This is a genomic window from Comamonas sp. A23 (genome assembly GCF_004522605.1).
Taxonomy (GTDB): domain Bacteria; phylum Pseudomonadota; class Gammaproteobacteria; order Burkholderiales; family Burkholderiaceae_C; genus Comamonas; species Comamonas thiooxydans.
The window spans coordinates 75,620-91,530 of record NZ_RSDT01000010.1 but is presented as its reverse complement, the minus strand read 5'-3'; the positions used below and the strand labels follow the sequence as shown (position 1 = coordinate 91,530).

The window sequence follows — 15,911 nt, the reverse complement described above, 5'->3', positions numbered from 1 at the left end:
GGCCTCCGAGAAAGCCCTGTACGGCACTGCTGGCAGGGCTTTTTTGTCGCCAAGGCGATCAGGACGCAACCTCTAGGGGCCGTGAGCGGCCTCTCGCAGAGTGCACAAAAAATAGGCGCAACTTGCATTTTCAGGGCCTATCCGTCACACTTACGGGTCGAAATTTCAGGCATTACCTGAGATTCTGAAAGGTTTAGTGAATGCTCAAGGCCGCTGCAGCCAAGGTATATCAGACGGGTTTAGCGTTGATGCTGGGTGCCGCTTTTGCGCTGGCATCCCCTGCGGCTTTGGCGCGCAAAGCGCCGGAAGTCGGTGCCACCGTTCCCGGCTTTGAGACCGTGAGCCTGGCCGAACTGCCGCGCGAAGGCCGCACCACCTATGGTCGTATCCTCCAGGGCGGCCCGTTCTCCAGCGACAAGGACGGCACGGTATTCGGAAACCGTGAGCGCATACTTCCGCGCCAGGCCAGAGGCTATTACCGCGAATACACCGTGCGCACGCCAGGCGCGAAAAACCGGGGTGCGCGACGCATAGTCTGTGGCGGCTTGCAGCCCCAGGTGCCCGATGCCTGCTTCTACACGGGCGACCACTACAACAGCTTTCAGCAAATCGTCCAATGAAGTTAAAAGACGCCCTCCAGGCCCGCCACACAGCGGCTTTTGACCTCTTGAATTCCGCAGCGGCGGTTTGCGCAGACAGCCTACAGCGCTGTCAGTACCGACTCTGCCACCAGTTTTGATGTTTTTAGAAAGAATCACGGAGATGGACACGCCACTTCGTAAGCCCTCGGAAACACCGTTGCGCAATGTTCGCCCGAACATCGTGCAATCCATTCGCGCCTATCGCATTCCTGATCTTCAGGCAGCAGCAGAGGCGCTGGGCTCCCATTTCCTTTATGCCAATCTGGCCCATGCCCAGACCAAGGCCGATGTTTTCGAGCTGCTGTCCACCCAGTTCTACCTGCCGGCACACTTTGGCAAGAACTGGGATGCGCTGTATGACTGCATGACCGACCCGATCAACAAATCCGGCCCGCAACCCGGTTTTGTGGTGGTGCTCGACCAGATTCCGACCACTCCCAAGTTCGACAAGGAAGTGCGCGAGCAGTTGCTGGACGTGTTCCGCGATACTGCGGACTTCTGGGCAGAGCGCAAGATTCCCTTCCGCTGCTTTTACTCATTCCTATAGGTCGGCTGCTGCGGCGCACACGACACCAAATGCCCGCCTTGAATGCGGGCGTTTTTGCTTTCAGAACCAAAGGCTCAGGCTGTGCCGCCCTGAGCGGCGGCCTTGAGCTGCATCCACTTGCCCATTGCAATCACCAGCACGGCGCCGCAAGCGGCCGCTGCGTAATGCGCCCAGGGATTGATCCGTACAAAACCTTCGAGCATATGGTCGCTGGTGATGGTTTCGCCGGCCACCCAGCCAATCAGTGCCGCGCCCAAAGTGACGATGACCGGAAAACGCTCCATCAGCTTGATCATCAGCGTGGAGCCAAAGATGACCAGCGGAATGCTGATGGCCAGGCCCAGAATCAGCAGCAGCATATCGCCGCCTGCTGCAGCAGCCACGGCGATCACATTGTCCAGACTCATGACCAGATCGGCGAGCAAAATGGTGCGAACGGCAGCCATCATGCCCTGCCTGGCCACGCTGCCGGAATCCTCTTCTTCATCTTCGCCCTTGAGCAGGCCCACGCCAATCCACAGCAGCAACAGGCCACCGATCACCTCGACGAATGGCAGCTGCATCAGCTTGGCTGCCACCACCGTCAAGGCAATACGCAACACCACGGCGGCACCGGAGCCGAGCAGCACCGCTTTTTTCTGCTGCTGCGGCGGCAGGCCACGTGCGGCCAGAGCGATGACCACCGCGTTGTCACCCGAGAGAATGATGTTGATCCAGACGATCTTGAACAAGCCGATCCAGAAATCGGCACCGAGCATGGCATCCATGGAAAATATTCCTGAGTTCTCTGTCCGTTGCACCTTGAACGGACAAACGCCCGGCATTGCAAAGCCAGGCGTGATCAATGCAGGGAAGTTTAGCCAACTGCCTCTTGGAGCCGCTATCGGCGTATTGCTTCTGACGTCATGGGAATTGCGGGCCACGGAGTTCGCTTTCGTTTTGGGACAGACTCCGCAGGCACCTCAAATTACCAGTTTTCAGTGATAGCCAAGCGACTTGATCTCGGTAACAGTGGGATACGAAAACCAGCGGCACCTCACACAATATGGCAGAGACTTTTTCCCTCCCTACAGAGTCCATTCTCCCCAGCCCCTTGATCGTGGTGGAGGATGAGCCGTTGATCCGCAATCGGCTGGAAAGCATTTTGCATGGCCTCGGATATGCGGATGATGCTCTCATCTTTGCTGCAACCCTGGGGCAGGCACGCGCCCGGCTGGCGGAGCATCCGGTCGCCATGGCACTGGTGGACCTGGGCTTGCCCGACGGCAGCGGCATAGAGCTGATCAGCCAGTTGCGCGCCGCCGATCCCGGCATGGGAATTCTGGTCATCTCCGCCTGGAGCACCGAGGATGCCATTCTGTCGGCGCTGCGTGCCGGGGCCAACGGCTATGTGCTCAAGGAGCGCGACGACCTGGAGGTCACCCTGTCCATACGCAGTGTGCTGCGCGGTGGCGCCCCCATCGACCCTTTCATTGCACGGCGCATCATTGCCGAGTTGCAGCCTTCCCAGCCCACGGAAGCACACAAGGAGATGCCGCCCGAAGCCATACTCAGCGCCCGCGAAATCCAGATCCTCAAGCTGGTCGCAGACGGCATGACCAACCGGGAGATCGCAGAGTCGCTCTTTCTCTCGCGCTACACCGTGGAATGCCATGTGAAGAATATTTACCGCAAGCTGGCCGTGCCTTCGCGCACCAAGGCGGTCAGCGAGGCCCGGGCACGCGGTTTGCTGAGCTGAATGTTCAAGCGGTCGGCTCTCATGCTCCGCCTGATATTTGCGCTCGTCATGGGCTGGAATTGCGGCGTGGTCTGGGCACAGGAGCTCAGGCCTCAGGACCTGCTCTGTGAACCGCGCATTGTGGCCCGCCAATCGGCCAAGGCACTACCCGAGGGGCCTCCACCCGATGCGGCCTTGCTGCAATGGGTGGATGTGCCGGGGCTGGATGACTGGAGTCAACGCTGGCCCGGCTATGACGGTGCAGCCTGGTACCGCATCGATTGGGAGAGCCCCTGCGGGCGCGATCAGCCCGTGGCGCTGGCCGTCGTCAATATCGTGATGGCGGGCGAGGTGTTCGTGAATTCAGAACTGATCTGGCGCGATCAATCGCTGGTGGAGCCGCTGAGCCGCAGCTGGAATATGCCACGCTACTGGCTGCTGCCCAAGGCGCTGCTCAAGGAGCAGGGCAACAGCATCTGGGTGCGCGTCCACGGGCTCAGCAGCCAGACGCCAGGCCTGGGGCGGCTGCGCATAGGCCATCCAGCCGAGCTCAAGCAATGGACGGCGCAGGCCACCTGGAACCTGCGCACCATTTATATGGTCTGCATCACGGTCAGCCTGGTGCTGTGTCTGCTGTTTTCGTTTGCCTGGCTCCACAACCGCAATCAAAAACTCTATGGCTGGTACGCACTCAATCTGATGTGTTGGGCATTGATGCTCTGCTTTATGGTCATGACTGATCCCTGGCCCTTCAGCAGTACGCCGGCCTTTGCCAAGGGCAATTTGCTGGTTTTCATTGCCTTTACCTACACTTTCTGCATTTTTACGCTGCGCTTTGCGGAATTACGCCTCATGCGTCTGGAACGTACGCTGGCCGGCATATGCAGCCTCTGTGCTGTATTCGCCCTGTCTGTGCCCGATGCACAGATGGCGCTGAGCCAGGCCGTCTGGCTGCTGATGTTCTGTCTTTGCGCTCTGGTCTGCCTGCTGTTTCCACTGCGCGCGCTGCAGACACGCACGCCAGCCCACATCGCTTTCAGCCTCTGCTTCGTGCTCTACCTGGCCATCGGCGTGCACGATCTGCTGCTGCTGACCAAGACCCTGGATCACAATCTGACGCTGACTCCCTACACCACCTTGCTGAGCATGCTGGTGATCGCGTGGTTGCTGGGGCGGCAGGTCGTGTGGAATATGCGCCGCATCGAGCACTTCAACCACGAACTCAGTCTCACCGTCACACAGGCCTGCGACGACCTGAGCCAGACCCTGGAGAGGGAACACCATCTGGCTCTGAGCCACTCGCGCCTGCAGGAGCGTCTGCGCATTTCCCAGGATCTGCACGATGGCCTGGGTGGCTCTCTGGTGCGTTCCATTGCGCTGGTCGAGCAGAGCAGCGCCCCTTTGCCCAATGCCCAGGTGTTGTCCATGCTCAAGCTCATGCGTGACGACCTGCGTCAGATGATTGATACCGGCACCAGCACCGCCATCCAGGTTCCCGAGACACCCATGCAGTGGCTTGCTCCGCTGCGCCACCGCTTTGCACGGCTGTTCGAGGAGCTGGACATTCAGGTGAAGTGGTGTCTGCCCGAATACTGGACCCACGCGCCCAGCCCCATTCAGTGCCTGACGCTGACCCGCGTGCTGGAAGAGGCATTGACCAATGTCATCAAGCACAGCCACGCCGGCCAAGTCCAGGTTCGGCTGGAGACTCCCGATTCCGGGGAGTTGCAGCTGCAGATCGAGGACAACGGCACAGGCTTTGATTTGGACAGCACACAGATCAACAGCATGGGCGTGGGCATGCGCAGCATGCTGGCGCGACTGGAGCGCCTGCAAGGCACTCTGGTCATACAGTCCAGCCCCGGCCGCACCGAGCTGCGAGCCAGCCTGCCGCTGTTCGGCAAGGTGCAACGTCACACCGAAGTACAGAGCGCCGTGCCGTCTCCCCAGAGCATCTGGTAACTGCGCTAAGCTTTCTGCATGCCCCTGCTTATCGACGGAACACCGCATGAAGACGGCGTCTTCACCCTTGAGCTGACGCCTGACGCGCCGCACAGGCTCAAAACCAGCCCCGGCCAGGGCAGCCTGACCCTTGGCCCCAGGACGCTGTTGAAAACAGCGGACCTGTGGCTGCCTGTCGACGCCTGCGTGCTCTGGTCCTGCTTTGACCCCTTTGCCACGCCCGCCGGCTCGCCCTGGCCACGCAGCTTCTACTACACGGGCAATGACAGCGGCTTCTTCACATGGGCGCAGTTGCGTACTATCGAAAACTTCAGCTGGTACCCACAGCTACAGCAAGATGTACATATCGACGCCAGCCAGTCACAGATTCGCGAACTGAGCATTCATCTGCAAGCGGGCAATCAGGGCCACATCCACCTGAAGCTGCCGCAGCAGGGCATGCGCCTTCATCTGCAGGGCAATCTGGAGCAAATCACCGTCACCGCAGGCCTGCCTGAAAGCCTGAGTTTGAGCCCGGCCACCAGCAAGAACCCGGCCGATGAAGCCTTTCAGCTGCCCGACATGGGCAGCCTGAAACAGGTCGCCACGCTGGAGCTGCGCAATGGAGCGGGAAAGCAACCCATTTCGCTGCAAAACCTGCTGCAGTTTTCGAAGCTGGAATCGCTTTCCCTGTGGGGTAACCACAGCGATTTGGCTCAGCTTTCATCATGTACGCAGCTCAAGGCGCTATCACTGCGTTTTATGCGCCATCTGTCGGGACTGCCTGCGCTGCCGACCTGGCCGGAGCTGGACTTCTTCATCGCCTACAACGTGGAAGAAGCCACTGGCAAACACCTGCGCCAGCAACTCAAGGACCGGGCCAAGGCTCGACCCTGGGCTGACTACACATCCGTCAGCCAGTTGCGCAAGCCCGAATGGTGGGCCAAGGAATATGGGCGGCCATTTGCGGGCTGGCCCACAGCCCGTGCCAGGATTGCGCATGCAGCCTATGAGCTGGCTGAACAAGAAATTGGCACAGCCAGCAACCTTGGCCATGTGCAAGCTGCACTGACAGCCTTTACCGCCCGCTTCAACACAGTCAAAGGCATTGAAACCAGCGAACGTGAAGACCTGGGGCTGGCCGTGCAGCAACTGGCACAACTGCCTGCGGCGCTGTCACTGAAGCTGACGGATGAGCAGGCCCAGCAGTGGTTTGATGAAAACCGCGACTACTAGCGCCTACCTATCGATTACCGAGCGGCCGCAGGATCGACCTGCGCAATGATGCCGCCTCCCAGGCAGACATCGCCGTCATAGAGCACGGCGGACTGACCAGGGGTGACAGCCCATTGCGCTTCGGGAAAGTCCAGACGGAAGCCGGCCTCCGTGGCCTGGGAAATCAGCGCAGGCGAATCGGGCTGACGGTAGCGGGTCTTGGAGCCGTAGGCCTTGCCCTCGGCCGGAGCTTGGCCCGCCACCCAGCTGACCTGATCGGCCAGCAGGGCATGCGACTGAAGCAGCGGATGGTCATGGCCCTGTACCACGCGCAGAATATTCTTGTCCATTTCCTTGCGTGCCACGAACCAGGGCGCATGGTCGCCCGCACCACGGGCAGCGCCCTTTTCCTTGACGCCGCCAATGCCCAGACCCGAACGCTGGCCCAGCGTGTAGAAGGACAGACCCACATGCTTGCCCAGCTTGCGGTTGCGGTCGTCCAGGATGAGACCCGGCTCCTTGCTGATATAGCGGTTCAGGAAGTCGCGGAAAGGGCGCTCTCCGATGAAGCAGATGCCCGTCGAGTCTTTCTTCCTGGCATTGGGCAGGCCGATCTCTTCGGCAATGCGACGCACCTCGGTCTTGTGCAGCTCGCCCACGGGGAACATGGCCTTGGACAGCTGGGCCTGGTTCAGGCGGTGCAGGAAATAGCTCTGGTCCTTGCTGTTATCCAGGCCCTTGAGCAGCTCGAACAGCTGGGTGGACGGATTCTGGCGCACGCGTGCATAGTGGCCGGTGGCGATCTTTTCTGCTCCCAGGCGCATGGCGTGGTCCAGAAAGGCCTTGAACTTGATCTCCGCATTGCACAGCACGTCCGGATTGGGCGTGCGACCGGCCTGGTACTCGCGCAGGAACTCGGCAAACACGCGGTCCTTGTAGTCTGCGGCAAAGTTCACATGCTCGATCTCGATGCCGATCACGTCGGCCACGGCCGCCGCATCGACAAAGTCGATATTCGACGAGCAGTACTCGCTGTCGTCGTCATCTTCCCAGTTCTTCATGAAGATGCCGACGACCTCGTGGCCCTGCTTTTTGAGAAGATAGGCGGTGACGGCGGAATCCACACCGCCCGACAAACCCACCACGACACGCTGCTTGTTGCTCATAGGTATGCGATTATCCCAGCGCCCGTCAACTGCTGCGGGCGTGAGGATTTGCCATGGAACTGCGCCAGCTGCGCTACTTTGTACGAATTGTTGAACTGGGCTCCATGAGCCGGGCAGCGCTGGATCTGGACATGGTGCAGTCGGCGCTGAGCCAGCAGATCAGCCGCCTGGAGTCGGAACTCTCGACCCGGCTGCTGCAGCGCACACCACGCGGAGTCATCCCCACCGAGGCCGGCCAGGCTTTTTTCCACCAGGCCCAGCTGACCCTGCGCCATGCCCAGCAGGCCATTCACGCAGCCCAGCAGGCCCGGCTGTCGGGTGCCGTCAGCATGGGCCTGTCCCCCACGATTGCGAATGTGCTGGGCCTGCCGCTGATGCGTGCCATGCGCGAGCGCTACCCCGAGGTGCGTCTGCACATGGTGTCAGCCCTCTCGGGGCATCTGACGAGTCTTCTCAACGCCAGACAGCTGGATCTGGCCATCCTTTTCGATACTCAGAGCGCCCGGCGATGGAGCGTGATGCCTCTGCTGGAAGAGCAACTGTTTCTGATCCAGTCGCGCCAGCAACCGGTGGCGCCGCAGATTCAGCATGAAGTGCCCATCAGCTTGGAGCAGCTGCAGCAGGTGCCGCTGATCCTGCCCTCGGGCAGCCACGGCCTGCGCAGCTCCATCATGGCTTCGTTCACCAGTGCCGGCTTTCAGTCGCAGATGGCCATGGAGATCGACTCGCTCACCCTGCTGATGGAAGCGGTCGATGCCGGCATGGGCGCCACAGTCCAGCCCTGGTCAGCCGTGGGCATGTACCGTGATGCTGCCGAGCGTTTTCAGTGGTCCCAGATCGCCGATGACTCGGTGCGGCGCAAGGCCGCGCTGTGCAGCCTGTCGGACGACGAGCTCTCGCCAGCAGCTCTTGCCGCCCGCGTAGTGCTGATGGATTGCGCACGCCAGCTGGTGCAGTCCGGAGTCTGGCGCGGCGCCTCCCTGACGGATTGAGCGCGCTCTCCAACAGCCGGCATGCGACGGGGCAGCCGGAAATCAGAATCCGGGCCCTGACAGCGCTTACGTAATTTCCACAGCAACTTTGTTGCCATGTGAAGCTCATACCTGGTGGCAAACCTAGATCTTCATTACAACATTGCTGTTGCGCCCCCTGGGCCGCATCTCGACATCCATCTTGCACCCCGCCGACGGCGCCAGCCTACAGCGGGTGCGAGTGCGCTTTTTTAATATGAGCCTTGCCTCGTGCTGGATGTGAAGTGCGCTTCAGGACAGCCAGCCAAAACCAAGGTTCATTTATGACATCTCTCGATATTCAGCTGCTGCTGACCGCCCTGGTCAGCGTGCTGGTGCTGGTTGCATTAATCGTTTCACGCATCAAGCTGCACCCGCTGCTGGCCCTGCTCATAGTCTCGGTCGGCGTCGGCTTTGCCACCGGCATGGATCCGGAAACCATCGTCAAGCAGCTGACCAATGGCGCGGGCAAAACGCTGGGCGCCGTAGGCGTCGTGATCGCGCTGGGCGCCATGCTGGGCAAGATCCTGGCCGATGCAGGCATCACCGAGCAGATCGCCGAAGCCATTCTCAGGCACTCCTCCGATCGCATGATCCCCTGGGCCATGACCCTGGTGGCCTTCATCGTCGGCATCCCCATGTTCTTCGAGGTCGGCCTGGTGGTCATGCTGCCGCTGATCTTCAGCGTGGCGCGCAAGCTGGAAGGCCAGGCCCGTTTCAAGGGCTCGGCCTATGTCTACGTCGGCGTGCCCGTGATCTCGGCACTGGCGGCCATGCACGGCATGGTGCCGCCCCACCCCGGCCCCCTGACCGCCATCGCCACCCTCAAGACCACGGTCGGCCCGACCATGCTGTACGGCTTTCTGGCCGCCATCCCGGCCATGGTTCTCGGCGGCCCGCTCTACGGCGCCTTCATCGCCCCGCGCATGAGCACCAAGCCCGACCAGGCCTTGCTCGACCAATTCACCATCACCGAGAAAGCCACTGCCGGCCAGCAGCCCAGCATTGCCCTGGGCGTGCTGGCGGCCCTGCTGCCCGCCATTCTGATGCTGATCCACGCCGTCGCCGAGATGCTGCTGCCCAAGGATGCGGCAGCCATGCATGTGGCCAGCTTCCTGGGCAATCCCCTGATCGCCATGCTGCTGGGCGTGCTGTTCGCCATCGTGGCCCTGGTGATGGCCCGTGGCGGCAATACCGAAAAGCTGCGCGACGCGCTGGGCAAGAGCCTCAAGCCGATTGCCTCCATCATCATGATCATTGCCGGTGGCGGCGCCTTCCAGCAGATGCTGACCAGCGCCAAGGTCGGTGATGCCATCGTCCATCTGACCCAGCAGTTCGCCTTCCCGCCCCTGATCCTGGGCTGGCTGATCGCCATGCTGCTGTCCGTCTCCACCGGCTCGGCCACCGTGGGCATCGTGGGCGCCGCCGGCCTGCTGGCGCCGCTGGCGGGGGCCGACCCCAGCCTGAACCTGCCTCTGCTGGCCCTGTCCATCGGCTGCGGCTCGCTGTTCTTCAACTATGCCAACCATGCCGGTTTCTGGATGGTCAAGGAGTCCTTCGGCATGACCATGGGCGAAGCCACCAAGACCATCTCGGTCGTGCAGTCCATCGTAGCCGTGGTGGGCCTGATCATGGTGCTGCTCTTCAACGCGCTCGTCACCGTGCATTGAGGCTGGCTGTCTAGGCCACACCGGGGCTGCAGCGCAGCGGCCCCGGTACCTGCTGCCGGGCCACCGCCTGTGGCACATGGCCGCATCGCGCCGGCTTCCGCCTGCGGCACAACCAATCCATCACGATTGGTGATACCCCCATCCCCTAGCCCCGCTGCACGGGTGAGGCGGTGCTCACTACAGTGGCGTTCAACTCCAATCTGCCCCCGTCAACCGCGCTCCGGCAGCGGAAATGACAGAGGACATCCACCCACGTTGAACCGCTGCAGGCATCGCCCCGTGGCAGCCCATCATGAAAACTGAAGCCTTTGACACCGATGTACTCGTCATCGGTGGTGGCAATGCCGCCCTGTGCGCCGCGCTGATGGCGCGCGAAGCCGGCAGCCGCGTGCTGCTGCTTGAATCCGCTCCGCGCGAATGGCGTGGCGGCAACTCCGGCCACACCCGCAATCTGCGCTGCATGCACGACGCTCCCCAGGACGTGCTGGTCGAGGCCTATCCCGAAGAAGAGTACTGGCAGGACTTGCTCAAGGTCACGGGCGGCATCACCAACGAGCATCTGGCGCGCATGGTGATCCGGGCCTCCTCGACCTGCCGCAACTGGATGCGCAGGCATGGCGTGCACTTCCAGCCGCCGCTGTCGGGCGCGCTGCATGTGGCTCGCACCAATGCCTTCTTCATGGGCGGCGGCAAGGCGCTGGTGAACGCCTATTTCCGCAGCGCCGAAAAGCTGGGCGTGGAAATCCGCTACGAGTCGCCCGTGGACAAGCTCGAAATCGAGAACGGCCGGTTCCAGGCTGCCTGGGTCAAGACCAAGGATGGCAGCCAGCGCATCACGGCCAAAAGCTGCGTGCTGGCGGCCGGCGGCTTCGAGTCCAACCGCGAATGGCTGCGCGAGGCCTGGGGCCAGAACGAGCGCGGCGAATGGCCGGCCGACAACTTCATCATCCGCGGCACGGCCTTCAACCAGGGCGTGCTGCTCAAGCATATGCTGCAAGAGCAGCAGGCCGACGGCCTGGGCGATCCCACGCAGGCTCACATGGTGGCCATCGATGCCCGCGCTCCGCTGTACGACGGCGGCATCTGCACGCGTATCGACTGCGTCTCGCTGGGCGTGGTGGTGAACCGCGATGCCCAGCGCTTTTATGACGAGGGCGAGGACTTCTGGCCCAAGCGCTATGCGATCTGGGGCCGTCTGGTGGCCCAGCAGCCCGGCCAGATCGCCTACTCCATCATCGACAGCAAGGCCATAGGCCGCTTCATGCCACCGGTGTTCCCTGGCGTGAAGGCCGACTCCCTGCCCGAGCTGGCACAGAAGCTGGGTCTGGACGTGGACCGCTTCATGGCCACCCTCGACGCCTACAACAGCAGCTGCAAGGTCGGCCATTTCGACCATACCGCGCTGGACGACTGCCACACCGAAGGCCTGGCTCCGGCCAAGACGCACTGGGCTCGCCCGCTCGATACCGGCCCCTACTACGGCTACGCGCTGCGCCCGGGCGTGACCTTCACCTATCTGGGCCTGAAGGTGGACGACACATCCGCCGTGCGCTTCAGGGATCAACCCAGCCAGAACCTGTTCGTGGCCGGCGAAATGATGGCCGGCAATGTGCTGGGCAAGGGCTACACGGCCGGTGTGGGCATGTCGATCGGCACAGCCTTTGGCCGCATTGCCGGGCGCAACGCCGCCCTGGCAGCACAAGGCAAAGACGCCGTGCACGGCGCTGTGAAAGATGAGGTCTGAGTCATGAGCATCCAATCCCTGCAAGAACTGGGCAAGGAAGCCCAGACCCTGGTCACCGGCAAGGTGATTCCCATCCTCCCCGCCCCAACGGAAACCGCTGCCGAAGACGAGGTGGCGCGCGTGATGCAGATCTGCAATGCCTGCCGCTATTGCGAAGGTTTCTGCGCCGTATTCCCGGCCATGACGCGTCGTCTGGAGTTCGGCAAGGCCGATGTGCATTACCTGGCCAATCTCTGCCACAACTGCGGCGCCTGCCTGCACGCCTGCCAGTACGCGCCGCCGCACGAATTCGGCATCAACATTCCCAAGGCCATGGCCGAAGTGCGCGGCCAGACCTATGCCGACTATGCCTGGCCGCCCGCCATGGGCAAGCTGTACCAGAAGAACGGTCTGACCTTGTCCCTGGCACTGGTCGCCGGCCTCTTCCTGTTCCTTGCGCTGGCCGTCGCCGCGCAAGGCGGTGTTGGCCAGCTGTGGAACGGCAATCTGGGCAACAACTTCTACAACCTGTTCCCGCACAATCTGCTGGTCGGCATTTTTGCGCCGGTGTTCCTGTTCGTGGTGTTTGCGCTGTCCATGGGCGTGCGCCGCTTCTGGAAGGATGTGAAGCCCGCCACCAGCAATGTGGATGTCAGCGGCCCCGCCGCTGCCGAAGCCACACACGACGTGCTGCGCCTGAAATACCTGGACGGCGGCCATGGCGACGGCTGCCACAACGAGGACGACGAGTACACCTTGAAGCGTCGCCGCTTCCACCACCTGACCTTCTACGGCTTCATGCTGTGCTTTGCAGCCACTGGTCTGGCCACGGTCTATCACTATGTCTTCGATCTGCCCGCTCCCTACGAGCTGCCCAGCCTGCCCAAGATTCTGGGCGCCCTGGGCGGCGTGAGCCTGATGATCGGCACGGCCGGCCTCTGGATGCTGAATCGCGCGCGCCATCCGCTGCATGGCGACGCCAAGCAAAAGCCCATGGACCTCGGCTTCATCGCCCTGCTGTTCCTGGTGGCCGCAAGCGGCCTCGCGCTATGGCTGGGCCGCGCCACGCCGGCGCTGGCACTGCTGCTGTGCCTGCACCTGGGCGCCGTGATTGCGCTGTTTGCCACCCTGCCCTACGGCAAGTTTGCCCACGGCGTGTTCCGCACGGCTGCCCTGCTGCGCCACAACACCGAAAAGCGCGAACCCAGCCCCATCGGTCTGGGTGCCGACTGAAGGTCTGAAAAAACCACGGGCCGGCATGGCTTCTCATGCCGGTCACTTCAAAAAATCAGCCGGAATACCGGCATTCCTTTCCGACCAAGGAGACATCCCATGATGAACAAACGCCATTTCCTGCGCGCCACGGCCGTGGCCGCCTCTCTGCTGAGCCTGGGCTCGGCGGCACAGGCCGCTCCCGACTGGCTGCCCAACAAGCCCGTGACCCTGGTCGTGGGCTTTGCCGCAGGTGGCGCCGCCGACGCGGCGGCGCGCATGATTGCCAAGAAGCTGGGCGAAAACATCGGCCAGACCGTGGTGGTGGACAACAAGGGCGGCGCGGGCGGCAATATCGCCCACCAGTTCGTGACCAAGGCGCCGACCGACGGCTCGGTGCTGCTGTTCGGCTCCATCGGCCCGCTGACGATTGCCCCCCACATCATGAAGGTGGGCTACAACCCCTTCACCGATCTGGCGCCCATCTCTGGCGGCGTGAACTTCCCCAATGTGCTGGTGGTGCACAGGGGCGCCGGCGTGAAGAACCTGGCCGAGTTCGTGGCCAAGGCCAAGAAGAACCCCGGCAGCGTGGACTATGCCTCCACCGGCGCGGGCTCGGCCTCGCATCTGGCAGGCGAGCTGTTCAACCAGCGCGCTGGCGTGGAGATGGTTCACGTGCCCTACAAGGGCGGTGCACCGGCCCTGCAGGACTTGCTGGGCGAGCGCGTCACATCCTACTTTGCCGCGCCCCCGACGGCCCTGCCGCATGTCGAGACCGGCAAGCTGATTCCGCTGGCCACAACGGGCCTGACGCGCCCGGCCTACATGCCCAATATTCCCACCGTGGCCGAAGCCGGCTTCCCCGGCTTCGAGGCGCTGAACTGGTATGCCTTCGTCGCCCCCGGCAAGACCCCCACGCCCGTGCTGGACCGCTGGAACCTGGAAATCGTCAAGGTGCTCAAGGACCCCGGCGTGGCCGAGGCGCTCAAGGTCCACGGCCTGACGCCCCAGCCCACGACGCGGGCCGAGTTCGCGGCCTTCATGAAGAAGGAATACGAGCAATGGGGCAAGGTGGTCAAGGAACGCAAGATCACCCAGAACTGAGAGCGTGTTCACGATCTGAGAGCACAAACCCGCTCGCGCCGATGGCATAACGCATGAATTGGGCGCAATCCAAGTCAGGGCGGCGACGGCCGCGCCGCTCCCGCAGCGAGAGAGGCGCCGTGCCACGGGCGCCGTGCAACGGGGGAAGCCGTACAGCCGCTCAGACTGTGATGGGCTTTTTCTCCACGGGAGCCGCAAAGCCCACGCAAAGACGGTTCCAGACATTGATGCAGCCGATGGCGTAGCTGAGCTCCACGATTTCGCGCTCGCTGAAGTAGGGGCGCAGGGCCTCGAAGTCCTGCTGCCCGGGATGGGCCTGGCTCAGCTGGGTGCAGCGCTCGGCCCAGTTCAGCGCGGCGCGCTCGCGCATCTCGAACAAGTCCACCTCGCGCCAGACCACCACGCTGTTGATGCGCTGCAGGTCCTCGCCGCGCGACAGCAGCTCACGCACATGCATGTCCACGCAGAAGGCGCAGCCGTTGATCTGCGAGACGCGCAGATAGACCAGCTCCAGCAGCTGCACACCGAGGCTGGAGCGCGCGATCTGGGCGTTGAGGCCGGCCTGAGCCTTGTAGAGCTCGGGAGCCAGCGCACGGAAGTCCAGGCGCGGCGTGGGGATGGCAATAGGGCTGGCGGTGGGGTTGGCGATGTCGGCCATGTGAATACTCCTTGAGGGACATTGCAGGCCCGCCCCTGCGGCCGGCCCATACCTCTTAGACGCGGCAGCGCTGCGGTTTGTGACAGGCCTCGTCATCCATCGCCTGGCTATCAATAAACATAGCTGCTATCGCTCTGCATGAAACAAACTCAGCGATAAAACAATCTGAATGTATTGACTGACTGTCGGTAACAGCTATTGTTTTTCGCCTTCTGCGACAGGCCCAGCTCCTCAGGCAGCCGGCACCAGCACGCGGGTCAGCTTGTCCGGATTGCGCAGCGTGTAGATGCGCCGGATCAGTCCGTCCTCGACCAGCAGCGTCTGCACCGACTCCACCTGGCCGTCCACGCATCGCACCAGACCCGGCAGGCCGTTGACCCGCGCCAGATGCAGGGTCTGCTCCTGCCCGTCGCGGCGCAGACGCCGGGCCGTGGCGAAGTACAGCAGCGCCAGGCGACGCCCGGTTTCCAGCACACGGCCAAAGGATGCCACCTTGCCGCCACCGTCGCTGATCAGCGCGGCATCGGGCGCGAAGAGCGCCTGGATCTGCGCCAGATCGCCGCCCCGCGCAGCCTGGGCAAAGCGGCGCAGCAGCTCGGCATGGGCTTGTGCGGGTGCCTCGAAGCGCGGCCGTCCGGCCTTCACATGGGCACGCGCACGGTGCACCAGCTGACGGCAGGCGGCCTCGCTGCGGCCCAGCGCCTGGGCCACTTCGGCGTAGTCGGCATCGAAGACCTCACGCAGCAAAAAGGCCGCGCGCTCCTCGGGCGTCAGCTGCTCCAGCACGAACAGCAGCGCCGTGGAAACATCATGGGCCTGCTCCAGCAGCTCCTCGGCAGAGGGAGCGGCCTCGGTCCAGGGCTGGACCAGCGGCTCGGGCAGCCAGAAACCCGCATAGTGCTCGCGCTCCACGCGCAGGCGTCGCAGCCGGTCTATGGCCAGCCGCGTGGCCGTGGTCACCAGCCAGGCCTCGGGCTGGGCAATGGAGGTGCGCTCGCTGTCCTGCCAGCGCAGCCAGACATCCTGCACCAGATCCTCGGCCTCGGCGCGCTGGCCCAGCATGCGATAGGCCAGCCCGAACAGGCGCGGACGATGGCGCTCGAAATCCTGCAGTCCCGCATCGGCGGGCGGCGCAGTGTGGGAATTGGGGCTCACGTGATGTCTCCTGCAAATAGGCCGGGCCAGCCACCCAGTGTGACAGGCACCAAGCCTTAGACGCAGAACGCACAGCTTTTGTGACAACGCAGCCAAAAACTGGCGCACTTCGAGCCAGGGACGCCGAGCAAGAGCCGCCTCGCGGCGAAGGC

General features: G+C 62.9%; 15 protein-coding genes. 11 read left to right on the top strand and 4 right to left on the bottom strand.

The features are described from left to right. Positions 1–200 precede the first annotated feature (200 nt). Positions 201–620 carry a ribonuclease domain-containing protein gene (locus EIC84_RS19975; protein WP_003066953.1) on the top strand — a complete coding sequence of 140 codons (420 nt, stop codon included), beginning with the start codon at positions 201–203 and terminating at the stop codon, positions 618–620. A 142-nt stretch (positions 621–762) separates the two neighbouring features. Continuing rightward, entirely contained in the window at positions 763–1,188 is a 426-nt protein-coding gene (locus tag EIC84_RS19970; protein WP_003072350.1) for a barstar family protein, read from the top strand. Between the two features lie 74 nt (positions 1,189–1,262). Here the strand turns inward: EIC84_RS19970 and EIC84_RS19965 are convergent, their stop codons facing one another. Then, positions 1,263–1,955: a TerC family protein gene (locus tag EIC84_RS19965; RefSeq protein WP_003066946.1), complete on the bottom strand. Its 693-nt coding sequence runs from the start codon at positions 1,953–1,955 to the stop codon at positions 1,263–1,265. On the opposite strand from EIC84_RS19965, the gene EIC84_RS19960 reads away from it, so the two are divergent. The 4 genes from EIC84_RS19960 (at position 1,954) to EIC84_RS19945 (ending at position 6,082) form a co-directional block, all read left to right on the top strand. Beyond that, entirely contained in the window at positions 1,954–2,172 is a 219-nt protein-coding gene (locus EIC84_RS19960) for a hypothetical protein (protein ID WP_003066944.1), read from the top strand. The two genes, EIC84_RS19965 and EIC84_RS19960, sit on opposite strands and share 2 nt — an antisense overlap. A gap of 61 nt (positions 2,173–2,233) precedes the next feature. Then, positions 2,234–2,926, top strand: a complete 693-nt coding sequence (locus EIC84_RS19955) for a response regulator transcription factor (protein WP_034347946.1) — start codon at positions 2,234–2,236, stop codon at positions 2,924–2,926. A gap of 21 nt (positions 2,927–2,947) precedes the next feature. Continuing rightward, positions 2,948–4,867, top strand: a complete 1,920-nt coding sequence (locus tag EIC84_RS19950; RefSeq protein WP_237704465.1) for an ATP-binding protein — start codon at positions 2,948–2,950, stop codon at positions 4,865–4,867. An 18-nt stretch (positions 4,868–4,885) separates the two neighbouring features. Next, on the top strand, positions 4,886–6,082 hold the full coding sequence (locus EIC84_RS19945) for a hypothetical protein (RefSeq protein ID WP_003066935.1): 1,197 nt from the start codon (positions 4,886–4,888) through the stop codon (positions 6,080–6,082). A gap of 14 nt (positions 6,083–6,096) precedes the next feature. Here EIC84_RS19945 and mnmA read toward each other — a convergent pair whose 3' ends face one another. Then, entirely contained in the window at positions 6,097–7,227 is a 1,131-nt protein-coding gene (gene mnmA, locus EIC84_RS19940) for a tRNA 2-thiouridine(34) synthase MnmA (protein WP_003066933.1), read from the bottom strand. A gap of 53 nt (positions 7,228–7,280) precedes the next feature. Here mnmA and EIC84_RS19935 point away from each other — a divergent pair, with 53 nt between their 5' ends. The 5 genes from EIC84_RS19935 (at position 7,281) to EIC84_RS19915 (ending at position 13,946) form a co-directional block, all read left to right on the top strand. After that, positions 7,281–8,219 carry a LysR substrate-binding domain-containing protein gene (locus EIC84_RS19935; RefSeq protein WP_003066931.1) on the top strand — a complete coding sequence of 313 codons (939 nt, stop codon included), beginning with the start codon at positions 7,281–7,283 and terminating at the stop codon, positions 8,217–8,219. 302 nt (positions 8,220–8,521) lie between these two features. Continuing rightward, positions 8,522–9,907 (top strand): GntP family permease, encoded by a 1,386-nt coding sequence (locus EIC84_RS19930; RefSeq protein WP_003066929.1) that lies wholly within the window; start codon positions 8,522–8,524, stop codon positions 9,905–9,907. A gap of 292 nt (positions 9,908–10,199) precedes the next feature. Beyond that, positions 10,200–11,651 (top strand): FAD-dependent tricarballylate dehydrogenase TcuA, encoded by a 1,452-nt coding sequence (gene tcuA, locus EIC84_RS19925; RefSeq protein WP_003066928.1) that lies wholly within the window; start codon positions 10,200–10,202, stop codon positions 11,649–11,651. 3 nt (positions 11,652–11,654) lie between these two features. Beyond that, on the top strand, positions 11,655–12,863 hold the full coding sequence (gene tcuB, locus EIC84_RS19920) for a tricarballylate utilization 4Fe-4S protein TcuB (protein ID WP_003066926.1): 1,209 nt from the start codon (positions 11,655–11,657) through the stop codon (positions 12,861–12,863). A gap of 99 nt (positions 12,864–12,962) precedes the next feature. Then, complete coding sequence (locus EIC84_RS19915; protein WP_003066923.1) at positions 12,963–13,946, top strand: tripartite tricarboxylate transporter substrate binding protein; 984 nt, start codon at positions 12,963–12,965, stop codon at positions 13,944–13,946. 160 nt (positions 13,947–14,106) lie between these two features. On the opposite strand, the gene EIC84_RS19910 is transcribed toward EIC84_RS19915, so the two are convergent. Both EIC84_RS19910 and EIC84_RS19905 read right to left on the bottom strand, forming a co-directional pair. After that, the gene (locus EIC84_RS19910; RefSeq protein WP_003066920.1) at positions 14,107–14,604 is read right to left on the bottom strand and encodes a carboxymuconolactone decarboxylase family protein; all 498 of its coding nucleotides are present in this window, start codon (positions 14,602–14,604) and stop codon (positions 14,107–14,109) included. A 231-nt stretch (positions 14,605–14,835) separates the two neighbouring features. Continuing rightward, a complete protein-coding gene (locus EIC84_RS19905; RefSeq protein WP_003066917.1) occupies positions 14,836–15,759 on the bottom strand; it encodes an RNA polymerase sigma-70 factor in 924 nt (307 codons plus the stop codon). Positions 15,760–15,911 lie beyond the last annotated feature (152 nt).